Below are 21528 nucleotides of genomic sequence, written 5' to 3'. Positions count from 1 at the left end.
CGCGATGCGCAGCAGCGACGCCCGCGGAGCGAGCGCGGTCGCATCGACGACATGCCAGGCGCCTTCGAGGTACGCCTCGGCGACGGCGTGGAAGTCCATCGGGTCCAGCCCGGGAGCGTAGACCGCGACGAGCCGGGCCGGCACGTCGAGGGCGCGGAGCAGCGCGACGACCAGGTGCGCGTAGTCGCGGCAGACGCCCTGCCGGGCGAGCAGCGTCTCGGTCGCGCCGTCGGTGGGCTTGCTCGAGCCGGGGAGGTAGCTGAGCTGCGCGCCGACCCACGACGACACCGCGTCGAGCAGGGCCTTCCCGTCGAGCCCCGCGAACTCCGCCTGCGCGGTCGGCAGCAGCTGGTCGGACTCGCAGTAGCGGCTCGGCCGACGCTGAGCGATCAGATCGAGCTCGTCCACCGGCGCCGGCTGCGCCGTCCCCTCCACCTCGGCGTCGTAGCGGACGGTCACCCTGCCCGCCTCCGCGTGCGCGAGGTGGAGACGGGTACCCGTCGCCTCCGTCAGCCGCCGCACCGGCAGGGGCGCCCCGTCCAGCTCGACCACCAGGAGCTCGTCGACCGTGAGGCCGGGCAGCGGCACGACCGTGACCGCCATCACGAGGTCCGACGCCGCTGCGACGTCGAGGTCCATTGCCGCGGAGACGGTGCGTCGCATGGCAGCACCTTGGCAGTCGGCGGTTTCGGGCATATTGCGCGGCCCGGGCGGCTTGACCCGGACATGATAGTGCAGGGCATCACCACCATCGGACTCATCGGCGCCGGCCACATCGGCGCGCAGCTCGCTCGGCTCGGCGTGCAGCACGGCTACTCGGTCGTGATCAGCAACTCCCGCGGGCCGGAGACGCTGGGCGACCTGGTCGCGGAGCTCGGCGAGCGCGCCTCCGCGGCGACCCCCGAGGACGCGGCCGCGGCCGGTGACGTGGTCGTCGTCACGATCCCGCTGAAGTCCATCGACCTAGTGCCGGTCGCGCCGCTCGACGGCAAGGTCGTCATCGACACGAACAACTACTACCCGCAGCGGGACGGGCGGATCGCCCGCCTCGACGCGAACGAGGCGACGACGGCCGGGCTGCTGCAGGAGCGCCTGCCCGGGTCGAAGGTCGTCAAGGCGTTCAACCACATCATGGCTGCCGACCTGACGACGAAGGGCTCCCCGGCCGGCACCGCCGGGCGGCGCGCGCTCGCCGTCTACGGGGACGACGCGGCGGCGCGGCGGCTCGTCGCCGACCTGATCGACGAGTTCGGCTTCGACGTCGTCGACGGCGGCGCGCTCGCCGACAGCTGGCGCATCGAGCGCGACCAGCCCGGCTACGTGCAGCCGGACGACGCGCAGGGCCTCGAGCGGCACCTCGCCGCGGCCACGCACGACAAGAACGGCTGACCCGAAGCCGCAGCCGCCGCGCGTCGGCATCGCGGGATGCCCGGGCTGATAACCTTGGGCGTCCCGTCGGCCCCTATAGCTCAGGGGATAGAGCGCTGCCCTCCGGAGGCAGAGGCCCAAGTTCGAATCTTGGTAGGGGCGCGCCCCGAATGAGGCCCGTGATCACGGTGTGAACCGATCACGGGCCTCTACCTCTTCAGCCAGATCCGTCTCGTGGTTGCGAATCGGCAACGCAATCGTGTGTCAGCGCTCGATCCAGTGCGACAGCCACGGTGTCCAGGCCGTTGTCGAACGGGTCCGCGTCGACATCGAGCGTGATCTCGGCTGAGGTGTGCCGGAGCATCCGCTGCACCGCTGTCGCATCTGCGGGTTGCAGCCGTGTGTCGGAGCTCAGACGGAGCGCGACCTTCCTCGCAGTTCACAGACGCAGACCGTCGTTGATGCGAGAGCGCTTCGGCGCCACGAGCGCGTCATGCCGAGGCGTCGGTCGGACGGATGCTCTGAGTCGGCTCGGTGCGGTGGCGGAGGAGAGCGACTGCAAGGGGGGAGCGAGCGCCGGCTTCGGTCGGCGCGTCACGGCACGATGCGTGCGAGGCGGACGGAACAGTTCGGTCGCGTCCCCTCACGCCCTCCAGAGCTGCGCATCACCTCCGGAGTCGCCCGGAGGGATCGCGCTGATCAGCTTGAGCAGGAGCGCGTTCAGCTGGGCGCTCTCCTCCCGGGTGAGGCCGGCGTCGGTGAGGTCGTTCGCCGAGAGCGCGACGTCCCGCACGTCGTCGAGGACTCGGCGACCTGCCTCGGTGAGGCGGACGGGGTTGCGCCGCCCGCGCAATCGCCTCCCGGTGCGCACCACGAGCCCGCGGCCTTCGAGCGCGCTGAGCAGCGGCGCGATGCTCTGCGGCCGGATCAGCACCTTCCGGGCCAATGCGGCCTGCGTCATCTCCTCGGCGAGGCTCAGGTGGGCGAGCACGCCGAACTGGATCGGTGTGAGGTCGTGCGGGGCGAGCCGGTCGGACAACCGCTGTCCCGCGAAGCGAGCCGTGCGGACGAGGCTCCAGGTGAGGTTCGCGTCGAGCTCATCCCCCGTCATCGCGCGATGCTCCACGTTCACATCCTGCCCGCAGGACCGCGCCGTACGTTCGTCCAACAGATTTCTGTTAGAAGGCGGAGAGGGACGAGATGACGAACGACCGCGAGAAGGTCGCCGAGCTGGTCGAGCAGGCGCAGGTCGCGATGCTGACCACGATGACGGCCGAGGGGAAGCACGTCAGCCGCCCGATGGGCGTGCAGGAGGTGGAGTTCGACGGCGACCTGTGGTTCTTCGCCTACGAGGACTCCGCCAAGGTCGCCCAGATCGCGGCGGCGCCCGAGGTCAACGTGAGCTTCAGCGACGACAAGCACCACTCGTGGACGTCGATCGCCGGCCGTGCCGAGGTCGTGCACGACCGGGCGAAGGCCGAGGAGCTGTACACGCCGGTGCTCAAGGCGTGGTTCCCGGACGGCGTGGACACGCCGGGTCTGACGCTGATCAAGGTTCGGGCCGACACCGCCGAGTACTGGGACGCGCCCACCAGCACCGTCGCGTTCGTCGCGGGCAACCTCCGAGCCGCCGTCACCGGGAACCCGAAGCAGGATCCGATCACGAACGACACCGTTCGGCTGTGAGCCCCGAGGACGGCCTGCCGCAGGACGCGCGGGACGAGCACGGCGCCCGTCGCGTGCTCGTGCTCGGCGCGAACGGCCCCACGGGGCGGGAGGTGGTGCAGCAGGCGCTGCATCGCGGCCTCGCGGTCACCGCGCTGACCAGGAACCAGGCCTCGTTCCCCATCGTGCACGAGCGCATCGACGTGGTCGGCGGCGATGCGACGGACCCGAGCACGATCGACGCCGTCGTGGCCAGGGCCGATGCGGTCGTCTCGGTGATCGGCACGGCGTACACCTGGAAGCCGGTCACCGTCTACTCGAGGAGCGCACGGGAGCTCGTCGACGCCATGCGGCAGCACGGCGGCCGTCGGCTCATCGTCGTGACCTCGATGGCGGTGCCGAAGCAGGAGACGACGAAGAACCCGCTGCGGACCCTGCTGCTGCGACTCTGGCGATCGACCTACACCCGCACCCTCTACGACGACATGCTCGAGATGGAGCGCATCGTCTCCACCAGCGGCCTCGACTGGACGATCGTCCGGCCGCCCGCACTGACCTACGACCCGGCATCCACGTACGCGATCGCGGACACGAGGATCGACCTCCCCGCCATGGCCAGGGCCGACCTCGCCGCGATGCTCCTCGACCAGCTCGACGACCACGAATGGATCCGGCGGACAGCCGGCGTCGCCACCCGGACCTCCGCCTCGAGGTGATCAAGACCATCCGGCGGGAGATCCTCAAGCGCTGAAGCGGGTTGCACGCCTCGCGGCCGCGCGTATCCTCCGCGCGAGATCCCAGCACCCGGGCGGGGCGCGCCTAGCATGCACCCGATGCGGTTGAAGCGGTCCGGGGCGGCGGGGTCCGGTCTGCTGCTGCGCGCGATCCGATGGCGGGCGGCCCTCTCCGTCCTCGTCGTCGCATGCGCCGCCGTCGTCCTCGCGGGCGCCGCGCTCGGGCCGCTCTTCGCCAGGGCCGCGAAGGAGACGGCACTCCGCGACCTGCTGGTCGCGTCCGGGGCTTCGACCGGCCTCCATCTCGAGGGGCTGACCGGCAGCGACACCTACGAGACGATGCGGGAAGCGCAGCTGCGCGTCGACGCCGGCCAGCGGGTCGCCCGCTCGGCGTTCTTCCCCAGCAGCGTCGGCACGCTCCGGATGGCCAGCGAGAGCAGCGCCGGGCCCGGGTTCAGCGGCGCCCGGACCGAGATGGTGTGGCGGCAGAACGCGTGCGCCGAGGTGCGGCTGCAGTCCGGAAGCTGCCCGACCGCTGCCGGGGAGACGATGGTGTCGGCCCGCTCGGCCGCGAGCGGCCTGGGCTGGCGCCTCGGAGCCACGATCGACTTGAACACCGATCCGCCCGGGCAGTACGTCTCGGACCCGCCGCTGCGGCTGCGCATCGTGGGCGTGTACCAGCCGATCGACTCCGAGTCGGCGGCCTGGTCGGACGGCGGCTTCTTCCACAACGGCGCTGCGACGGACACGTCGCCCGCGATCACCGATGCGGTGTTCGTCGCTCGGAGCACCTTCCGGCTGCTCCCGTCCCGATCGCTGGTGCGCGGCGAGGTGGATCGGCCGCTCGCGGTCACGGCGGTGCACCTGGCCGACATCGCCGATCTGCGCACGGACATCGCGTCGTACCAGCAGGTGCACTCCGATCTCACGCCGATCCGGGCCACGACCCGGCTGGGCGCCGTGCTCGACGAGGCGGCGATCGAGGGCTCCCGGATCGACGTCGGGACCCTGCTCGTGATCCTGCAGCTGTGCGTGCTCGGGCTGCTGGTGCTGTTCCAGGTGCTCACCGAGACGATCGAGGCGCGCAGCGCCGACGTCGCGCTGGCGAAGCTGCGCGGGTTCCCGGCTCGCGCCCTGCTGCGGTTCGCGCTCGGCGAGCCGCTCGCGCTGCTGCTGGCGGCGGTACCCGTCGGGCTGCTGCTCGCCTTCGGTGCGAACGCGGTGCTCACGGCAGCGGTGCTGCGCCCGGACACCCCGGTCACGCTGCCGTGGGAGGCGATCGCGGCCTCGGCGGTCGCCTTCGTGGGCGGCGTCGCCGCGATCGGGCTGAGCGCGCGCCGCGTGCTCTCCCGCCCCGTCCTGGAGCAGTGGCGCCGCACCCGGACCGTGCAGCGTCCGGGTCGGACGCTCCTCCTCGATCTCGCGATCATCGGCGGCGGAGTCGTCGCGTTCCTTGCGCTCGCCGTGCTCGGGACGGACCGCGGAGGACCGCTGGTGCTGCTCGGCCCGGGTCTGCTGATCGTCGCCGCCGGCCTCGGAGGCGCACGGCTGCTGCCCGTGCTCCTCCGCCCGGTCGTCCCGGCGACCGCGGGCACCCACCGGGTCGCGATGTTCCTCGCCGTCCGGCAGGTCGTGCGCCGGCCGGCCGGTCTCCGCCTCGTCGCGCTGCTCGCCGTCGCGGTCGGCCTGGCGACGTTCGGGGTCGCCGGTGAAGCGATCGCCGTCGAGAACCGGGATGCCCGAGCATCGGCGGAGGTCGGCGCGGCGCAGGTCTACCGCCTCGACGTCGCCATCGGCGAGGACCCCGTCTCGGCCGTCCACCGAGCGGATCCCGACGGCCGCTGGGCTGCGGCTGCGGCGACCTGGCTGCCGGACGGCGGGGGCGGCTTCACGGACGGCTCGGTCCTCGCGATCGACGCACGACGAGCACCGGAGGTCCTGGCCGCCGCCCGCGGCCTGCCGGCTCCCGCCGACCTGAAGCAGGCGGTGCTCGGTGACGCGCCGCCTCCCCTGGCGGTCACGGGACGAAGGATCACCGCGGAGGTGACGCTCGCCGACCTCCGCGGCGCCGCGCCGCAGCTGCGGTTCGAGCTGCGCGACCGCAGCGGCAGGGAGTTCGGGGTCCTGTCCGACGTGCTGCGCGACGGACGCCGCGGCTACTCGGCGTCCGTGCCGTGCGGGAACGGCTGCAGCCTGGACGGCGTGTCCTTCGTCCGGTCGATCGACGCCTTCGACCGGGTCAGCGGCACCGCCGTCGTCTCCTCGATCACGGTCGACGGGCGCGCGCTGGAGGCGCGCCTGACGGGCGGCACGTGGACCGCTGCGCAGTTCCGGGGTCAGGTCGAGGACCGCGTCCGCCCGTCGAGCGCAGGGCTGGTCGACCGCTTCGTGTCGGACAGCGGGGAGGCGAACGGCGTGCACTACCCCTCCACCCCGGCTTCCGTCCGTGCCGCGACGACGCCGAGGGGCGTCACCACCGACCGGATCGGCGGGGACCTCGGGGTGCAGGACGCGAACGGCCTGGAGACCGACCTGCGCATCGTGCAGCGCGCGCCCGTGCTGCCGGTCGTGCTGGACCGCGGCGCGGTCGTCGACGTCGGCGCGCTGCAGGGCGCGGTCCCGGCGTTCTCGATCGATGCGAGGTGGAGCGTCTGGCTCTCCGGATCGGCGCCCGCCGACGCCGTCCGCCGGCTTCAGGACGCGGGCCTGCGGCTCGATGGCGGGCCGACCTCGATCGCCGGGCGCACCCGTCAGCTCGCCCGCGAGGGGCCGGCCCTCGCGCTGCTGCTGCTCGCCGTGACGGCCGTCGTCGGCGCCCTGCTGGCCATCGGCGGGACCACCGTCTCCATCGGGGCGGCGGTCCGCCGCCGGTCCTACGAGGCCGCGGCGCTCCGCAGCCTCGGGGTGCCGCGCGCGACCGTGCGGCGGGCGGCGCTGCTCGAGCAGCTGCTCCTGCTGGGCACGGCGGTCGTGGTGGGCGTCCCGGCCGGCCTGCTGACCGTGCTGGTCGCCCTGCCGCTCATCCCGCAGTCGAGCCTGCCGACCCCGGTGCCGGCGATCGCGCTGCCGCCCGTGCTGCCCGTCGCCCTGTCCACGCTCGTCCTGGTCCTGCTCGTGGTCCTCGCCGGCTTCCTCGCGGCGTCGCGGGTGATGAGGGCCGGCTCGGCGGGACGGCTGCGGGAGTCGGAGGAGTAGCCCTCAGCCCTCGACGAGGCGGCCCAGCTCGACGAGGCGGCCCTGCTCGATGCGGATCACGCGATCGGCGCGCGCCGCCAGACGAAGGTCGTGCGTCGCGAGCACGAGGCTCATCCCGGCTGCCACCCGGGCGAGCAGCAGGTCGACGACGAGCCCCCGGGTCTCGGCGTCGAGGGACGCCGTGACCTCGTCGGCCAGCAGCACCGCGGGGTCGACGACCAGCGCCCGGGCGACCGCGACCCGCTGCTGCTGCCCGCCGGACAGCGCCTCCATCAGATGGGTCGCGACCTCGCCGAGCCGGACGGCGTCGAGCGCCGCCCGGGACCGTCGCCGGATCGCCGCCTTCGACAGCTCCCGTCCGCGAGCCTGGAGCGGCAGCGCGACGTTCTCCTCCGCGGTCAGCAGGCTGATCAGCCCGTGCCCCTGCAGCACCATCCCGATCCGGGACGGGTCCACCCGGCGTTCCACCCGTCCCCCGTCGGGCGGCTCGAGGCCGGCGAGCAGAGCGAGCAGGGTGGACTTCCCCGACCCGGACGGCCCCGTCACCGCGACCGCCTCGCCCGCGGCGACCGTGATGGAGGCGCCGTCGAGCACCACCCGGCCCTCACGCCGGTACCGCAGGTCCGAGCCCGCCAGCATCGCTTCCGCAGAGCGCTCCGGCCTCACCGGGTGCCCGGAGGTCATCCGGTGGCCCGCAACCGGCCGCCCTCGATCGGCAGCGCGCCGCCGAGACGCTCCGCGACCACGTCGTCGTGCGTGATCGTCAGCAGCGTCGCACCTCGATCGGCGCTGACGCGCTCGAGCAGTTCGAGCACGTCGTCGCGGGACCGGGCGTCCAACGCGCTGGTCGGTTCATCCACCAGCAGCACCGAGGGATCGAGCGCGAGCCCGGCGGCGATGGCGACCCGCTGCCGCTCCCCGCCCGAGAGCCGGTCGACCCGCGCATCCACCAGCGCCGCCAGGTCGAGCGATGCGAGCAGGGCCTGCGGATCCTGCCTGCGCGCCGTCGGATCCGCACGCTGCGCGAACGCGACGTTGTCGAGCGCCGTGCCGTAGGGCAGCAGGTTGCGGCGCGGATCCTGCAGGACGACCGACATCCGACGACGCAGCGCGGACAGCTCGGCCTCCGACGCCGCGGTGACCTCGACCTCGCCGACCACCACCCGCCCCGACGTCGGTCGCTGCAGCCCCGCGAGGATCGTGAGCAGTGTCGACTTCCCGGAGCCGGACGGCCCGACGATCGTCGCGCGCCGCCCGGCGTCGACGCGGAAGGACACGTCCGACAGGGCCGGCGCCGAGGCCCCGTCCGCGTCGTAGACGTGTGTCAGCGCCTCGACCAGCACCGGCGCTCCGCCCGCCACCGCACCTCCGGACCGCGCGGACCGAGCCCGCGCTGATCGACCCTAGAGCGCTTCGGCTCCGCGACGACCCCGTCGGTCTCGGAGGAGTCAGCGTGATGGCGGAGACCGCAAGAGGGCCGCGGCGAGCGAGGCGCCGAGGCCGAGCACCGAGGTCGCCGTCCGGACCGTGTGCGTTCTCGCCCACCGGTCACGGGTCCGCTGCCACCCCTCGGGCGGGTCGTCCGGCGACCACGTCAGGACCCTGGCGTTGATCGGCAGCTCGACCGCCGCCGTGAGCACCAGGGCGGCCAGCTGCCCCGTGAACCCGGCGAGCTGCAGGACGGTCGCCGCGCGGTCGTCGCCGCGAGGGAGCGCCGACGCGGCCAGGGTCGACACGACCGCCGTCGGCAGCAGCGGCCCCATCACGGGACGCAGGTTGCGGACCGTGGCCTGCTGCACGTCGACGTACGTCCGCGGGGAGAACGTCCGGACCGACGGCCCGAGGCTCGCCCAGGTCCCGAAGAGCACCCCCGTCGAGAGCGCGGATGTCAGCAGCGCGACGTAGTGCAGCAGCGACCGATTCGGCATCACTCATCATCGGGTCGTCGCGTGGGAGGGGGATGGACGCGAGCTCGGCAGGCCGCCTGCCGCCTCGTGACCATCGCCACACCCGCACCATCTCCTGTGCGCGTTCCTCGCACCTCGGCAGTTCGAGCACTGCCCGTGTCGCTGCGACACGCGGGGCGGGGCGCGTGTGATCATCCTCCGATTCACGGGACGGAGGGCTCCAAGTGACATCGACGAAGACGATCACGGCCCGGCCGGGCTCGCGCGCGGCGCAGCTCGCGACGCTCACGGCCGTGCTGGTCGCGCTCGCCGGTGCGTCCGCAATCGTGTGGAACGCCTCCTACTCCTCGTTCTCCGCCACGACCACGAACGGGTCGAACAGCTGGTCCGCCGGCACGGTCTCCATCGCGGACGACGACAGCGGCTCCGCGATGTTCACCGCGACCAACCTGAAGCCCGGCTCGACCGGCAGCCGGTGCATCGTCGTGACGTCGAGCGGTTCCCTGCCCGGCACCGTGAAGCTGTACGGGACGTCGGCGAGCACGACGCAGGCGCTCTCGAGCTCCATCAACCTGACGGTCAGCCTCGGCACCGGCGGCTCGTTCGGAGGCGGATGCGGCGCGTTCGTCGCGGACCCGACCAACCCGACCGTGTACGCGACCGGCTCGCTGGCCTCCTTCGCGTCGTCCTCCACCGGCTTCGCGACCGGTGCGGGCACCTGGGCGCCCGCGGGCGGCACGGTCGCCCGGACGTACAAGTTCGACTACACCGTCGATCCCGCGGCGCCGAGCAGCACCGCCGGGGGGACTGCGGCGATCACGTTCGTCTGGGAGGAGCAGAACAGCTGATCCGACGGAGCCGGTGGGCTCGGCGGGGTGAGGACGAGCGGGTAGGCGCGTGACGAGGTGGCGGAGCGGCTGGGTCGCGCTGGCGATCGGCTCGTCCGCCCGTGCCGTCGCCGGGCTGCTGATGGCGCTCGCGCTCGCCACCCTCGTGCCCGCTGGGCTCGGCTGGCACGACACGGTCGTGATGTCGGGCTCGATGCGACCGGGGCTCGGCGTCGGTGACCTGATCGTCTCCCGGCCGGTCTCGACCGCCGACCTGCGGATCGGTCAGGTCGTGCTGGTCGACGACCCCGACCGGATCGGTGCGCTGCGGCTGCACCGACTCGTCGACGTCACCGACGGCGGCGGGCTCGTGACCCGGGGCGACGCCAACCCGCACGCCGATTCGTCGCCGGCACCCATCAGCGCGCTTCGCGGGGTGGCGGCGCTGCGGGTGCCGCTGCTCGGACTGCCGTACCTGTGGGCGACGGACCACGACACCGCGTCCATGGTCGCCGCAGCCACAGGCCTGTCGGTCCTCATCGCCGGCTGCTTCGTGTTCCGTCCCGATCCGGAGGGCGGTGGACCCGGACACCTCGGCCGCCCCGCACGCGCCGGCCGGGCTCCCGCCGGCGCCGCGATGCGCCTGCAGCCGTCGGCGCCGTCGCCGCGCTCGTCGTGGTCATGATCAGCGCGCCCCCGGCGCATGCGGCTCCCTACACCGCCACGACCGGCGACGGCGCGAACACCTACGCCGCCGCCCCCCGGTTCACGTGCTCCGACCGGATCGCCGCCGACTCCCCGCTCGACTGGTGGAAGCTCAGCGAGACGACCGGGACGACGGCGATCGACCAGACCGCCGCACGGCCAGGCACCTACTCGGCGTCCGGAGTGACCTACCGCGATGCCGGCCCCTGCCCGGCGGACGGCGACTCCGCGGTCACGCTGAGCGGCGCCGCGAACGTGGGCGTCACCACCGCGACGGCCATGAACCCGGGCACGCTGACCACCTTCACCGAGGAGATCCTCTTCCGCACCACGACGACGGCCGGCGGGCTGCTCATGGGCGCCTGGGCCTCCCCCACCTCGTCGTCCGGGAACCGCGACCGGGTCGTCTTCATGGCGCCGAGCGGGCAGATCGTGTTCGGCATGTTCGACACGGCGACGTCGCACGGCGTGACGGCGACCAGCACCGGCTCCTACAACGACAGCGCCTGGCACCTCGTCGATGCTGTCTACTCGCCGGTCGCCGGGTTGCGGCTCTTCATCGACGGCACCTCCGTCGCGACAGCCGCGCCCGTCTCCCTGTACACGGCAGCGAACCTCTACTGGCGGATCGGGTTCGGCGATGTGGCCTACGCCGACTGGACGCCGAACGGCACCTCCTCGGCGGCGGCGGCGTTCACCGGGACGCTCGCCGACGCGGCCGTGTACGGCTCCGCGCTCACCACGACCCAGGTCACCAACCACGCCGCCGCCGTCAGCGGCGCGCAGGACTACGCCGAGGGGCGGAACGCGTCGCAGTCCAGCACCGGCGCCACGCCACCCGGCCCGGCGGGCAGAGCCGTGGACGGGAACACGGACGGCGTGTACGCGAACGGCTCCGTCACGCACACCAACGTCGACCCGAACCCGTGGTGGATGGTGGACCTCGACTACACGATCACCGTCTCGCAGATCCGGCTCTGGAACCGGACCGACTGCTGCGGCTCACGCCTCGCCGACTACTGGGTGTTCGCCTCGAGCGCGCCGATCGACACGAGCCTCACCCCGGCGCAGCAGGCGGCGACGGCGGGCGTCTGGTCGACCCACGTCACGACCGCGCCCTCCCCCTCCGCCACCATCACCCCTCCGGGTGGCACCTCGGCCCGGTACGTGATGGTGCAGCTGAACGTGAGCGCGAACCTCAGCCTGGCGGAGGTGCAGGTGTACGGCTCGTCGCCGGTGACGTCCGCCCGTGACCTCGCGAAGGGGACGACGGCGAACCAGTCGAGCACCGCCTACGGCGGAGCGGCCTCCCGCGCGGTCGACGGCAACACGGACGGCGTCTTCAACGACGGATCCGTGACGCACACGAACACCGACACGAACTCGTGGTGGACGACGGATCTCGGCGCGACCCGGTCGCTGTCCTCGATCGGCGTCTGGAACCGCACCGACTGCTGCGGCAGCCGCCTGTCGGACTACTGGGTGTTCGTGTCGAGCAGCGCGTTCAACACCGCGCTGACGCCGGCGGCGCAGGCCACGCAGCCGGGGGTCTGGTCCGTGCACCTGACGAGCGCGCCGTCGCCGTTCACCACCGTGCCCCTGCCCGCCGGGCAGACGGGCCGGTACGTGATGGTGCAGGAGCAGACCGCGAACCAGAACCTGAGCCTCGCGGAGGTGCAGGCCTTCGGTCCGTAGCGCCTCGGTCAGCCCGCCGGATCGGGCGCCGCGCGGATGCCCTGCTTCCCCGGGCTCAGCACGTCGCCGGGGTCGAGCGTGCGCTTGATGCGGGTGACCAGCCGCCGGGCGGCGCCGTCGTTGAAGTCGTACAGGCCCGCGATGCGATCCATGAAGCGCAGATGCGACCGGTACGGCACGAACCCGGCCGCAGCGGAGACGGCGATCAGCCGCTCGAACAGGTCGTCGATCCGACGACGCTCGTCGGCGTCCGAGCGATCAAACGCCAGCAGCGTGAGCATCACCGCGTGACGGCCGAACATGGTGAAGCCGCCCGCGTGGTCGAAGCCGGCGTCGCGGACGACCGGGGCGACCAGCTCGACGAGCCGCTGCGCCTCCGCTCCCGTCGTGGGTGCGACCAGGGAGAAGTCGGTGTGCGCCGGCTCGCCGCCGCGCCACGCGGCCATCCGGATGAGATCGCCGGAGGGGATGCCCAGCTGCGCGCGGTCAGCCGGGTGCACCGCGGCCGGATCGACGTCGCCGGGATGGACCCGCACGTCGACCGTCGCGCCGATCCGCGCGGCCGCCCGGCGGACGACCTCGAGCTTCGCCTCCACGACCTCCTGGGCGCCGTACAGGCCGAACTTCGCGTTCCACCAGCCGATCCCGATGCGCTCGGCCACCTGCGCGATGCGCTCGTCGCTCAGCGGCGCCGGGTCGTCCGACACCGCCGCCCTCGGCATCAGCTGCGACGCGATCGCGAGCGCGTTGCCGACGATCGCCACGCTGTCGATCGTGCCGTCCAGCATCAGCGGGCGGACCGTGTCGACGAGCTCCGCCAGCTGCCCCGGCCCCGGCACGTGCAGCAGGCACGCGGCGGCCGTCTGCGGGCGGGGCATCAGCCAGACGCCGACGCTCGTCACGACACCGAGGTTCGACTGCTGGAAGAGGCCGTCCAGCGACGGGCCGAACCCTCCCTTGTACAGATGCGCGGTCGACGAGTCGGTGACGGCGGCCATGCCGGTGCGCACGATCTCGCCGTCCGGCAGCACGACCTCCATGCCGCAGAGGAACTGCCCGTGCTCGCCGTAGGCGGTGTAGCCGAATCCCCGCTCGAGCGCGTTGCCGAGCACGCTGCCGTGGCCGAGGTCGGGCACGGAGGTCCAGAGCGGCGCATCCATCGCGCGGAGGTGCTCGTGCAGCTGGAAGAAGCTGACCCCCGGCTCGACCACCGCGTAGCAGAGGTCGGGGTCGACGGCGCGGACCGCGTTCATCCTGCCCAGGTCGAGCACGACGCTGGAGGGGTCGTGCGGCGCCGCGCCGCCGTAGCCGAGGTTCCGCCCGCGGGAGACGGTCCAGAGCGACGCGCCGACCCGCCCGGCCGCCCGTACGATCCGCTGCACCTCGTCGACGGAGGCGGGCAGCACCGCACCGGCGGCGGCGGTGGCGAAGCCGTCGGCGAAGGTGTACGGGTCGCCGTACCGCTCGGCGAAGCCGTCGTCGCCCGGCCGGCGCACGTGTGCCGCGCCGACGATCCGCTCGGCCTCGTCGAGCAGCAGCAGCGCCGCGCCCGTGGTGGTGTCCAGGCTCATCGTTCTTCCTCCAGGCCGAAGGCGCGCAGCCAGATCGCGACGAGACCCTCCGTGGTCCGCCGACGGTCGTCCAGCGTCGGCGAGCCTCGCATCAGGTGGTACAGGCTGCGCTCGGTCATGAGCATCAGCGCGAGCACGAGCACGTCGGCCCGCTCGGGATCGGCCGCCTCCGGCACGCGCCGCACCCGCTGCAGCAGCGCCGAGGTCGGCTCCAGGACCACGGCGAGGTTCGACTGCGTCCGCTCGTACACCGCGGCATGCCGGGCGCCGAGCTCGAAGCCGGCGACCAGGACGGGCGCGTGGTCCCACCACAGCTGCGCGGCCGCCTGCACGGATCTCGTGAGCGCGTCGGCCGCGTCGGCGGTCCGTCCTGCGCCGAGCAGACCGGCGATCCGGTCGCTGAACCCCTGCACCGACCGGTCGAGGACGCTCGCGAGGAGCGCCTCCTTCGAGGCGAAGTAGAAGTAGAAGGTCGCGCGCGAGATCCCGGCGGCCGCCGCGAGGTCGGCGATGGTCGCGTCTGCGAACACGCCGGACCGCAGCAGCTCCAGGGCGGTGTAGACGAGGACCTGCTCCCGGGCGTCGCCCGCTGGAGGCCGAGGAGGTCGGCTCGCGCGCTGCGCTGCGTGGCGGACGCGCCGCGGGAGCGTCTCGAGCGTCGTCATTGCCTGACCGTAGCCCGTGACTCGACACGTGTCGAGTGTCTGTCGACAGGTGTCGAGAGCGCTCGGAGCGCCTCGGCTCCGCAGTCCCGCCCGTTCCGTCGCGCCGGCGATCGAGTCGTCCTCCACCGCCTGAGAGGTCCATGTCAGCCTCCGCTGGAGCGGTTTCCATCGTTGTAGCGTTCGGCGGCCCGCATCTGGACGCGGACGCCGAAGAACGACGGCACCTGGCGGCTGCGCTCCGGCTCGACGACCGTCGCGATCCGCCTGCTGCTGCCCTGATCCACGAGGAGACGACCATGCCCGTGCTCGACCGATTCGACCTGACCGGCAGGACCGCGGTGGTCACCGGATCGACGCGCGGCCTCGGCCGCGCGTTCGCCCGCGCCCTCGCCGAGGCCGGTGCGGACGTCGTGATCGTGGGACGGGACGCCGCTGCGGCCACCGCGGTCGAGGAGGAGCTCGCGGACACCGCCGGCTCGACGCTCGTCGTGCTCGCCGACGTCACGCGCCGCGACGACGTCGAGCGGCTGCTGGCCGAGTCGACCGAGCGATTCGGCCGGGTCGATGTGCTGGTGAACAACGCCGGCGCCTGCATCCACAAGCCCGCGCTCGACGTCACGGACGACGAGTGGCGCGACGTGATGGGCGTGAACCTCGACGGGCTGTGGATCGCGAGCCAGGTGTTCGGGCGGCACATGATCGGGTCGGGCGGCGGCACGATGGTCAACATCGGCTCGATGTCCGCGTCGATCGTGAACCGGCCGCAGTGGCAGCCCGCCTACAACGCGTCGAAGGCGGCGGTGCACCACCTCACCCGCAGCCTCGCCGCGGAGTGGGCGCCGCACGGGGTGCGGGTGAACGCTCTCGCGCCCGGGTACATGCGCACGGAGATGACGCCGCTGCACGAGCCGCGGTTCCAGCGGTACTGGATCGAGGACGCCCCGCAGCAGCGGGCCGGCGAACCCGACGAGCTCGGCCCGGCGATCGTGTTCCTCGCGAGCGACGCCTCGAGCTTCATGACCGGGTCCGTGCTCACGATCGACGGCGGCTACAGCATCTACTGAGCCGACGGACCGCGCCCCGGTCCGCCGCCCCGGATCAGCCGGGGCTGACCGTCGGCTCCGCGGGCGTCACCCAGATCGCGGAGGCGGTCCCGAGCGGCAGGGGCTCCGGTGCGATCGCCTCGAGGGTCGTCTCCTCCCCGCCCTCCGGCCGCCGCAGCACGACGTGCCGCCCGGGTCGGAGACCGAGCCGGGTCGCCTCGGCGAGCTGCTCCGGATCGGCGTCGGAGACGCGGCGCACGACGTACTCCCCCGGCTCCGCGTGACCCAGCCGGCGAGCACCCGGCGGCGGGGAGGAACGCCCCTGCGCGTCCGGGATCGGGTCGCCGTGGGGATCCGCGGCGGGACGGCCGAGGTGCTGGTCGATGCGGTCGATGAACTCGTCCGTGACGGCGTGCTCGAGCCGCTCCGCCTCCTCGTGGACCTGGTCCCACTCGTAGCCGAGCGTCGTGACCAGGAAGGTCTCGATGAGCCGGTGGCGGCGGACCATCGCGACCGCGACCGCGGCGCCCCGATCGGTGAGGACCGCGGGCTTGTACCGCTCGTAGACGACGAGCCCCTGCGCGGTCAGCCGCTTCATCGTCTCGGAGACGTTCGCCGCGCTCGTGCCGAACCGGGCGGCGAGCACCGTCGTGGAGGCCGGCGGGTCGCCCCACTCCGTGGCCGTCCAGATCGCCTTCACGTAGTCCTGGGCGACCGGGGTGAGGGTGTCGATGTCCACCTCCGCCACGGTATCCGTCGCGGGTCTTGGCCGGTTCAGCCGAGCAGGGTCAGGACGATCAGCGCGAGGTTCAGCAGCACGATCAGCGCCGTCACCACCCACGCCAGCACGCTGACCACGCGCCGGTTGACGAACGGGCCCATCAGCACGCGGCTGTTCGTGTAGACGACCAGCGGGATCAGCGCGAAGGGGATGCCGATGCTCAGCAGCACCTGGCTCAGCACGAGCGCCCGGGTCGGATCGAAGCCGATCGCGAGCACGATCAGGGCGGGGATCAGCGTCACGACCCGGCGGACGAGCAGCGGCACCCGGAGGCGGAGCAGGCCGCCCATGATCGTCGACCCGGCGTAGCAGCCCACCGAGGTCGACGCGAGCCCGGAGGCGAGCAGCCCGATGCCGAAGATCGCGCCGATCACGGGGCCGAGCGACGCGGTGATCGCGGCGTGCGCGCCCTGGATGGTGTCGGTGCCGTCGACGCCGCGCAGGCTCGCGGCGGCCAGCAGCAGCATCGCGATGTTCACCGACCCGGCGATGACCAGCGCGATCACCACGTCCCAGCGGGTCGCGCGGAGCAGCCGGCCGGTGCGCGCCACGCTCTCCGACAGCCCGTGCCGGTCGCGCGCGAGGCCGGAGTGGAGGTAGATCGCGTGCGGCATCACCGTGGCGCCGAGCATGCCGGCGGCCAGCAGCACCGTCTCCGTCCCCTCGAACCGAGGCACGAGCCCGCCGATCACGTCGCCGGGCGACACCGGGCTGACCAGCAGGCCGGCCACGAACCCGGTCGCGATGACTGCGAGCAGCCCCATGATCACGAACTCGAACGGCCGCTGCCCGCCGCGGGACTGGACCACGAGCAGGATCGTCGAGATCACCCCGACGATCAGCCCGCCGAGCAGCAGCGGGACGCCGAAGAGGATCTGCAGCGCGATGGCGCCGCCGATCACCTCGGCGAGGTCGGTCGCCGCGGCGACCACCTCCGCCTGGACCCAGTACGCGAGCCGTCCGGCGCGCGGCAGGCGGTCGCCGAGCAGCTGCGGAAGGCTCTTGCCGGTGACGAGCCCGAGCTTCGCGGAGAGGTACTGGATCAGCACCGCCATCACGTTGGCGACCACCAGCACCCAGACCAGCAGGTACCCGTAGGAGGACCCGGCGGTCAGGTTCGCAGCGACGTTGCCGGGATCGACGTAGGCGATCGCTGCGACGAAGGCGGGCCCGAGCAGCCAGATCAGCCGACGTTCCGGCTTGCCGGGCGCCGGCTGCTGGGCCGGAGCCGCTCCCTCGACGTCTGCCGGTCGCTCGACGACGTCCCTACCCGCGCTGGTCATGGAAGTTAAGGTACCTTAACTCTTGTCATGCAGGGGTGAGCGACACGGCGTGGTGCGACCTAGGCTCGCCGGGATGATCGACACGCCCCGGGCGGGCTCCCGGCCGGCGGCCTCCGACGACGGGCCGCACCGCCAGCTGGACCAGCGCGCGTCGCCGGAGCTGTGGGGCCGACTGGTCGCCGAGGTCTTCGCCCTGCCGGGGACGGAGGAGGGGCGCAGCCAGGTCTCGCCGATCTCGTCGCGCGCCGTGTTCCTCGTCGATCTCTTGACTGAGCGCGACCCGCGGACCTCGCTCGCGCCCGGCCGCCGGCTGGAGCCGGCGCATCTCCACGGCGTCGACGACACGAGCGTGCACCTGTGCCTGCCCGCCGAGCGGGGACAGGAGCTGACCCGCCTCGGATGGGCCGAGCCGCATCAGTACGCGGACTTCGGCACCGAGTTCATGGTCTACGGCCCGCGCTCGCCTGACGAGGTGCGAACCGTCCTCTCCGTGATCGAGGAGAGCATCGCGTTCGCGCGGGGTGTCTGAGCACGCGGACCCACGATTGCGCCTTCTATCTCTACATAGGTAGCGTAGACGTGTGGAACCTCTCCCCCGCATGACCGCCGCGACCGCCGACGTGCTGCGGGTGCTGATCGAGGACGACGACCGCGGCATCTGGGGGCTGCTGGTCATCAAGCGCACGGGCCGACCGGCCGGCAGCGTGTACCCGATCCTCGAGCGGCTCGAGGGCGCCGGCTGGGTGTCGTCGACGTGGGAGACCGCGACCGAGCGCCGCGGCCCGCGACGCCGGCTCTACGAGCTGAGCCCCGACGGCCGAGCCGCCGCGGCGGGCGTGCTTCGTGCGGAGGCCGCCACCCTTACCCGCCCCCATGACCTCGGCGAGGTCGCAGCGGGAGCGGGCGCGTGACCGGCGATCCGGCGCTGCGGCTGCTGGCGCGCCTACTGCCTCCAGCGGCGCGCGGTCGCTACCTCGAGGAGTGGCGCGCGGATCTGGCGGGCGCGTCCCAGGTCGGGCTGTCCGGTGCAGGGGTCCTGCTCGGCGCGATCGCCCTCGTCGTCCGGATCGATCGAGATCGACCCGAGCACACGGGCGAGCCGCGGGGCACGCTGCCGCGCCGTCTCGCCCGCCGCGGTGCGGGACTGGTGGTCGCGGCGTGCGGCGTGCTCGCCGGGCTGTACCTCACGGGCGGGAACACGCCGGATCCCGGCGCTGCGCCGGTCGTTGGAGCCGGGTTCCTCGTCGCGGCGCGGGTGCTCGCGGTGATCGCGGCCGTCGCGGCAGCGTCCGGCGCGATCCTCCTCGTGGGCGCGGGGTTCACGGCCCGCACGTGGCTCGCTCGCGCCTCGCTGCTGGCCGTCGTGTGCGGACCGGCGCTCCTCGTCGTGAGCGTCCGCGGCGCGGTCGAGGGGCCGGTCCTGCCGCTCGCGGGTCTGCTGATCCTGCTCGCCGGCGTGGCCGCCGGCGCCGTCGTGCTGGCCGGTTCGGGACCGCTGCAGCTGCTTCCGCGATCGGCGAGCCGCGCCCAGCGCCTCCCGGTCGCGGCCGGTGGGCTGGCGCTGCTCGTCGCCGTCGTGGTGATCGGCGGGATCGACGTGCTGGTCTGGAACCCGCTGTCGAAGGTGCCGACGCTGCCGCTGCCCGCGATCTACGAGGGCATGGTCGAGCGCGACGGCTTCAGCATCGGCGCGAACGTCGGCGCCGTCGCGGTCTGGGCCGCCTTCTGGCTCGCGGCCGGGATCGCGGTGACCGCCGCGGCGGCGACCAGGCACATGTCGGCGCTGACGCCGAGGAGAATCGCGATCCTGCTCCTGGCGCTCGTCAGCGCGGCGGTGTTCTTCCGGTTCTTCGCCGGCTTCGGCATCGGCATGTCGATCGCCGACTCCTTCGGCGTCACCGGCGGGGACGGCTCGATCGCCTCCGCGCTGCTCGCATTCGTCGGACAGCTCGCCCTCGCCGGAGCCGCCGTCGCCCTCGGGTGGGCGCCCCGCGCGCGGATGCGGCGGATCGAGGCGACGGCCGGCTGACGGCTACTCGGCGGGGTCATCGCCGGTCGGTCTGCAGGACCACGACCGTGGTGCAGGACGGGACTCCCGGCGCTGGTCCTGCACGAGGCACGTCGTCCTGCAGAACGACCCGGGCGGCCCGCCTCCACACCCGGGGACGGGTACGGAGGCAACGCCTCAGCCGGCGGTCGACCCCGAGGACGGCCCGGCGAGCCCGGCCTCCGTCGCCGCGATGCAGGTCACGATGGTGTTCTTCCCGTGGGAGGAGGAGCGCGCGATGATCGCGCCCTTCGGGTCCTTGATCGTGCAGGTCAGCCTGCTGCCCGTCGTCTGCACGGCGACGACCTCGTAGAGGTCCGCGCCGACCTTGAGCCTCTTCGTCCACGGCTCCTTCGCCGCTCGGACGGTGTGCATCGTGGGTGTGGCCGAGATGTCCTTCACCGTCGCTCTCGCCCACGCCACCGTCGCCCGGTCGCCGTTCCCGTCCACGGTGAGCGTGTAGTGCGTCGACGCCTTCGCGGCGACGCGCACCGGCTCGGCGGAGGCCGTGAGGGCGGGCGCGAGCACGAGGGCGGCGGCCGCCGCGCCTGCGGCGATCACGGGGAGAAGCTGCTTCATCGAGGGTCCGTTCCGTTGTCGATGCCCGGAGGGGCGCTGAACCGTAACCCGTCCTCGTTTTCTGAGACATGCCCCCGTGCGGGTGCCCGGGGGAACCGAGCGGCACGCCTTCGCGAGCCTGCCTGCTGCCTCGATCGAACTACGACGGCGGACCGTAGTCGGCGCCTTGCCCCTAGGCACCATTTATGGCACCATCTGGTGGGATGACGAAGGTGGCCAAGATCGAGGCGCGCGCACGAATCGCGCCGCAATCGATCTCGTTCGTCGAGGCAGTCGCGTTGGCTACGGCTCACTTCGGCGAGCCTCGCCAGCGAGGCGGGAGTCACGTGGTCTTCAAGACACCGTGGCAGGGCGACCCGCGGATCAACCTGCAGGACAAGAACGGCTCGGCCAAGCCGTATCAGGTGCGCCAGCTCGTCAAGGCGATCGATCAGTTGAAGGAGAGCTCGTGACGGACGAGACGATCGACATCACCCACTACCGGTACGCAGTCGCATGGTCCCCCGAGGACGAGGAGTTCGTCGCGACGGTCGCCGAGTTCCCGTCCTTGTCCTGGCTGGAGCCCGACCAGATCGAGGCGCTCAAGGGACTGGCGCGACTGGTCGCATCTGTCGTCGAGGACATGCGCGCCAGCGGGGAGCCCGTGCCGCCGCCGCTGGCCGACCGCTCGTTCAGCGGGCGCCTGAACCTGCGGGTGTCGGCGCAGCTGCATCGCAGGTTGGCGACCGAGGCCCTGCAGCACCAGGAGAGCTTGAACGCGTACGCCTCGTCCCTCCTCGAACGGCAGCTCACGGCTTGACGGGATGGGCTCCAGCCCTCCTAGGTACTCCATTCCGTCGACGCGCCTCCGGCAGCGTGTGATGGATGCGGCCGCCGCGAACACTCTGAGGTGCGACGGACAGTCCTGACGATGAGCGGCTGCTGTGGGCTGCCGCGCTCGATCACGACGGGGCGGCGTTCGGGAGGCTGTTCGACCTGCACCGGGACGCCGTGTTCCGGCAGGCGCTGCGGCTCGTCGCATCGACGGCGGACGCGGAGGAGGTCGCGGCGTCCGCGTTCTTCGAGCTGTGGCGCCGGCGCGAGTCCGTCCTCCTGGTCGATGCCTCCGTGCTGCCGTGGCTGCTGGTCACGGCGGCGAACCTGTCTCGCAACAATCACCGGGCGCTGATCCGGAGAGAGGCGCTGCTGCGCCGTGCCCCACGCGAGCACGACGACCGGGAGGCGCGAGCGTTCGCCCGCATCGACGACGACCTGCTGCGCAGCGAGCTGGTGACCGCGCTGCGGCGATTGCCCGAGCACGATGTTGTGCTCGTCACCATGACGGCCCTCGACGGCTACCGGGTCCCGGAGGTCGCCCGACTGCTCGGCCTCACCGAGAACGCAGCACGCGTGCGGCTGCACCGGGCGCACAAGCGACTTCGCGGCCTGCTGACCGAGCCCGACTGCAGCCGCATCGGATCCGA

The 21528-nt window shown here is 72.8% G+C and carries 24 protein-coding genes and 1 tRNA gene; 15 read left to right on the top strand and 10 right to left on the bottom strand.

Going from position 1 to position 21528, the window contains the following annotated elements:
• The coding region (locus ACFE60_RS08775; protein ID WP_375388470.1) for a transglutaminase family protein at window positions 1–663 on the bottom strand (663 nt) is incomplete at its 3' end.
• Window positions 664–741: 78 nt separating this feature from the next.
• On the opposite strand from ACFE60_RS08775, the gene ACFE60_RS08770 reads away from it, so the two are divergent.
• The gene (locus ACFE60_RS08770; RefSeq protein ID WP_375388471.1) at window positions 742–1389 is read left to right on the top strand and encodes an NADPH-dependent F420 reductase; all 648 of its coding nucleotides are present in this window, start codon (window positions 742–744) and stop codon (window positions 1387–1389) included.
• Between the two features lie 69 nt (window positions 1390–1458).
• A tRNA-Arg gene (locus ACFE60_RS08765) sits at window positions 1459–1530 on the top strand.
• 481 nt (window positions 1531–2011) lie between these two features.
• On the opposite strand, the gene ACFE60_RS08760 is transcribed toward ACFE60_RS08765, so the two are convergent.
• The gene (locus tag ACFE60_RS08760) at window positions 2012–2479 is read right to left on the bottom strand and encodes a MarR family winged helix-turn-helix transcriptional regulator (RefSeq protein ID WP_375388469.1); all 468 of its coding nucleotides are present in this window, start codon (window positions 2477–2479) and stop codon (window positions 2012–2014) included.
• A gap of 89 nt (window positions 2480–2568) precedes the next feature.
• Between ACFE60_RS08760 and ACFE60_RS08755 the strand changes: the two genes are divergently transcribed.
• The 3 genes from ACFE60_RS08755 to ACFE60_RS08745 all read left to right on the top strand — a co-directional run bounded on the left by ACFE60_RS08755 (window position 2569) and on the right by ACFE60_RS08745 (window position 6962).
• Complete coding sequence (locus ACFE60_RS08755) at window positions 2569–3054, top strand: pyridoxamine 5'-phosphate oxidase family protein (protein ID WP_375388468.1); 486 nt, start codon at window positions 2569–2571, stop codon at window positions 3052–3054.
• Window positions 3051–3749, top strand: a complete 699-nt coding sequence (locus ACFE60_RS08750) for an NAD(P)H-binding protein (RefSeq protein ID WP_375388467.1) — start codon at window positions 3051–3053, stop codon at window positions 3747–3749. Before ACFE60_RS08755 ends, ACFE60_RS08750 begins: the two co-directional genes overlap by 4 nt.
• A gap of 117 nt (window positions 3750–3866) precedes the next feature.
• On the top strand, window positions 3867–6962 hold the full coding sequence (locus tag ACFE60_RS08745) for an FtsX-like permease family protein (protein ID WP_375388466.1): 3096 nt from the start codon (window positions 3867–3869) through the stop codon (window positions 6960–6962).
• Window positions 6963–6965: 3 nt separating this feature from the next.
• Here the strand turns inward: ACFE60_RS08745 and ACFE60_RS08740 are convergent, their stop codons facing one another.
• From ACFE60_RS08740 to ACFE60_RS08730, 3 genes are all read right to left on the bottom strand, one after another.
• Window positions 6966–7601, bottom strand: coding sequence for an ABC transporter ATP-binding protein (locus ACFE60_RS08740; RefSeq protein ID WP_375388465.1), 636 nt, complete (start codon window positions 7599–7601; stop codon window positions 6966–6968).
• A gap of 41 nt (window positions 7602–7642) precedes the next feature.
• Window positions 7643–8323, bottom strand: a complete 681-nt coding sequence (locus ACFE60_RS08735; RefSeq protein ID WP_375388464.1) for an ABC transporter ATP-binding protein — start codon at window positions 8321–8323, stop codon at window positions 7643–7645.
• 87 nt (window positions 8324–8410) lie between these two features.
• The gene (locus ACFE60_RS08730; RefSeq protein ID WP_375388463.1) at window positions 8411–8890 is read right to left on the bottom strand and encodes an anthrone oxygenase family protein; all 480 of its coding nucleotides are present in this window, start codon (window positions 8888–8890) and stop codon (window positions 8411–8413) included.
• Window positions 8891–9093: 203 nt separating this feature from the next.
• On the opposite strand from ACFE60_RS08730, the gene ACFE60_RS08725 reads away from it, so the two are divergent.
• Genes ACFE60_RS08725 through ACFE60_RS08715 form a run of 3 tightly spaced genes read left to right on the top strand, consistent with a single transcriptional unit; the run spans window position 9094 to window position 12096 of the window.
• Entirely contained in the window at window positions 9094–9717 is a 624-nt protein-coding gene (locus ACFE60_RS08725) for a hypothetical protein (protein ID WP_375388462.1), read from the top strand.
• A gap of 49 nt (window positions 9718–9766) precedes the next feature.
• Window positions 9767–10381: a signal peptidase I gene (locus ACFE60_RS08720; protein ID WP_375388461.1), complete on the top strand. Its 615-nt coding sequence runs from the start codon at window positions 9767–9769 to the stop codon at window positions 10379–10381.
• Entirely contained in the window at window positions 10378–12096 is a 1719-nt protein-coding gene (locus ACFE60_RS08715) for a discoidin domain-containing protein (RefSeq protein WP_375388460.1), read from the top strand. The genes ACFE60_RS08720 and ACFE60_RS08715 overlap by 4 nt, the downstream gene beginning before the upstream one ends.
• Before the next feature lie 8 nt (window positions 12097–12104).
• Here ACFE60_RS08715 and ACFE60_RS08710 read toward each other — a convergent pair whose 3' ends face one another.
• Window positions 12105–13667 carry an FAD-binding oxidoreductase gene (locus ACFE60_RS08710; protein WP_375388459.1) on the bottom strand — a complete coding sequence of 521 codons (1563 nt, stop codon included), beginning with the start codon at window positions 13665–13667 and terminating at the stop codon, window positions 12105–12107.
• Window positions 13664–14332: a TetR/AcrR family transcriptional regulator gene (locus ACFE60_RS08705; protein ID WP_375388458.1), complete on the bottom strand. Its 669-nt coding sequence runs from the start codon at window positions 14330–14332 to the stop codon at window positions 13664–13666. The genes ACFE60_RS08710 and ACFE60_RS08705 overlap by 4 nt, the downstream gene beginning before the upstream one ends.
• A 296-nt stretch (window positions 14333–14628) precedes the next feature.
• Here ACFE60_RS08705 and ACFE60_RS08700 point away from each other — a divergent pair, with 296 nt between their 5' ends.
• Window positions 14629–15396 (top strand): SDR family NAD(P)-dependent oxidoreductase, encoded by a 768-nt coding sequence (locus ACFE60_RS08700; RefSeq protein WP_375388457.1) that lies wholly within the window; start codon window positions 14629–14631, stop codon window positions 15394–15396.
• A 34-nt stretch (window positions 15397–15430) separates the two neighbouring features.
• Here the strand turns inward: ACFE60_RS08700 and ACFE60_RS08695 are convergent, their stop codons facing one another.
• Both ACFE60_RS08695 and ACFE60_RS08690 read right to left on the bottom strand, forming a co-directional pair.
• Entirely contained in the window at window positions 15431–16114 is a 684-nt protein-coding gene (locus ACFE60_RS08695) for a metal-dependent transcriptional regulator (RefSeq protein WP_375388456.1), read from the bottom strand.
• Window positions 16115–16149: 35 nt separating this feature from the next.
• On the bottom strand, window positions 16150–17439 hold the full coding sequence (locus tag ACFE60_RS08690; RefSeq protein WP_375388455.1) for an Nramp family divalent metal transporter: 1290 nt from the start codon (window positions 17437–17439) through the stop codon (window positions 16150–16152).
• Between the two features lie 73 nt (window positions 17440–17512).
• Here ACFE60_RS08690 and ACFE60_RS08685 point away from each other — a divergent pair, with 73 nt between their 5' ends.
• The 3 genes from ACFE60_RS08685 (at window position 17513) to ACFE60_RS08675 (ending at window position 19468) form a co-directional block, all read left to right on the top strand.
• Window positions 17513–17968, top strand: coding sequence for a luciferase family protein (locus ACFE60_RS08685; RefSeq protein WP_375388454.1), 456 nt, complete (start codon window positions 17513–17515; stop codon window positions 17966–17968).
• A gap of 70 nt (window positions 17969–18038) precedes the next feature.
• Window positions 18039–18350, top strand: a complete 312-nt coding sequence (locus tag ACFE60_RS08680; protein ID WP_375388453.1) for a helix-turn-helix transcriptional regulator — start codon at window positions 18039–18041, stop codon at window positions 18348–18350.
• Window positions 18347–19468, top strand: a complete 1122-nt coding sequence (locus ACFE60_RS08675; RefSeq protein ID WP_375388452.1) for a hypothetical protein — start codon at window positions 18347–18349, stop codon at window positions 19466–19468. Before ACFE60_RS08680 ends, ACFE60_RS08675 begins: the two co-directional genes overlap by 4 nt.
• A 156-nt stretch (window positions 19469–19624) precedes the next feature.
• On the opposite strand, the gene ACFE60_RS08670 is transcribed toward ACFE60_RS08675, so the two are convergent.
• Window positions 19625–20065, bottom strand: coding sequence for a hypothetical protein (locus tag ACFE60_RS08670; RefSeq protein WP_375388451.1), 441 nt, complete (start codon window positions 20063–20065; stop codon window positions 19625–19627).
• A gap of 203 nt (window positions 20066–20268) precedes the next feature.
• On the opposite strand from ACFE60_RS08670, the gene ACFE60_RS08665 reads away from it, so the two are divergent.
• From ACFE60_RS08665 to ACFE60_RS08655, 3 genes are all read left to right on the top strand, one after another.
• Window positions 20269–20517, top strand: a complete 249-nt coding sequence (locus ACFE60_RS08665) for a toxin HicA (RefSeq protein ID WP_375388450.1) — start codon at window positions 20269–20271, stop codon at window positions 20515–20517.
• The gene (locus ACFE60_RS08660; protein WP_375388449.1) at window positions 20514–20864 is read left to right on the top strand and encodes a type II toxin-antitoxin system HicB family antitoxin; all 351 of its coding nucleotides are present in this window, start codon (window positions 20514–20516) and stop codon (window positions 20862–20864) included. Before ACFE60_RS08665 ends, ACFE60_RS08660 begins: the two co-directional genes overlap by 4 nt.
• 191 nt (window positions 20865–21055) lie before the next feature.
• Window positions 21056–21528, top strand: a 473-nt coding sequence (locus ACFE60_RS08655) for an RNA polymerase sigma factor (RefSeq protein ID WP_375388448.1), incomplete at its 3' end; no start/stop codon positions are given.

It is taken from the genome of uncultured Amnibacterium sp. (genome assembly GCF_964245895.1).
In the GTDB taxonomy this organism is placed as follows: Bacteria; Actinomycetota; Actinomycetes; order Actinomycetales; family Microbacteriaceae; genus Amnibacterium.
This window is presented reverse-complemented; position numbering and strand designations above follow the sequence as displayed.

What these genes read in the sequence shown, in the direction of transcription:
- ACFE60_RS08760 (WP_375388469.1), bottom strand. Translation starts at nt 2,479, where the DNA reads ATGACGGGGGATGAGCTCGACGCGAACCTCACCTGGAGCCTCGTCCGC.
- ACFE60_RS08755 (WP_375388468.1), top strand. Translation starts at nt 2,569, where the DNA reads ATGACGAACGACCGCGAGAAGGTCGCCGAGCTGGTCGAGCAGGCGCAG.
- ACFE60_RS08745 (WP_375388466.1), top strand. Translation starts at nt 3,867, where the DNA reads ATGCGGTTGAAGCGGTCCGGGGCGGCGGGGTCCGGTCTGCTGCTGCGC.
- ACFE60_RS08740 (WP_375388465.1), bottom strand. Translation starts at nt 7,601, where the DNA reads ATGCTGGCGGGCTCGGACCTGCGGTACCGGCGTGAGGGCCGGGTGGTG.
- ACFE60_RS08730 (WP_375388463.1), bottom strand. Translation starts at nt 8,890, where the DNA reads ATGCCGAATCGGTCGCTGCTGCACTACGTCGCGCTGCTGACATCCGCG.
- ACFE60_RS08715 (WP_375388460.1), top strand. Translation starts at nt 10,378, where the DNA reads ATGATCAGCGCGCCCCCGGCGCATGCGGCTCCCTACACCGCCACGACC.
- ACFE60_RS08710 (WP_375388459.1), bottom strand. Translation starts at nt 13,667, where the DNA reads ATGAGCCTGGACACCACCACGGGCGCGGCGCTGCTGCTGCTCGACGAG.
- ACFE60_RS08705 (WP_375388458.1), bottom strand. Translation starts at nt 14,332, where the DNA reads ATGACGACGCTCGAGACGCTCCCGCGGCGCGTCCGCCACGCAGCGCAG.
- ACFE60_RS08700 (WP_375388457.1), top strand. Translation starts at nt 14,629, where the DNA reads ATGCCCGTGCTCGACCGATTCGACCTGACCGGCAGGACCGCGGTGGTC.
- ACFE60_RS08690 (WP_375388455.1), bottom strand. Translation starts at nt 17,439, where the DNA reads ATGACCAGCGCGGGTAGGGACGTCGTCGAGCGACCGGCAGACGTCGAG.
- ACFE60_RS08685 (WP_375388454.1), top strand. Translation starts at nt 17,513, where the DNA reads ATGATCGACACGCCCCGGGCGGGCTCCCGGCCGGCGGCCTCCGACGAC.
- ACFE60_RS08680 (WP_375388453.1), top strand. Translation starts at nt 18,039, where the DNA reads ATGACCGCCGCGACCGCCGACGTGCTGCGGGTGCTGATCGAGGACGAC.
- ACFE60_RS08670 (WP_375388451.1), bottom strand. Translation starts at nt 20,065, where the DNA reads ATGAAGCAGCTTCTCCCCGTGATCGCCGCAGGCGCGGCGGCCGCCGCC.
- ACFE60_RS08665 (WP_375388450.1), top strand. Translation starts at nt 20,269, where the DNA reads ATGACGAAGGTGGCCAAGATCGAGGCGCGCGCACGAATCGCGCCGCAA.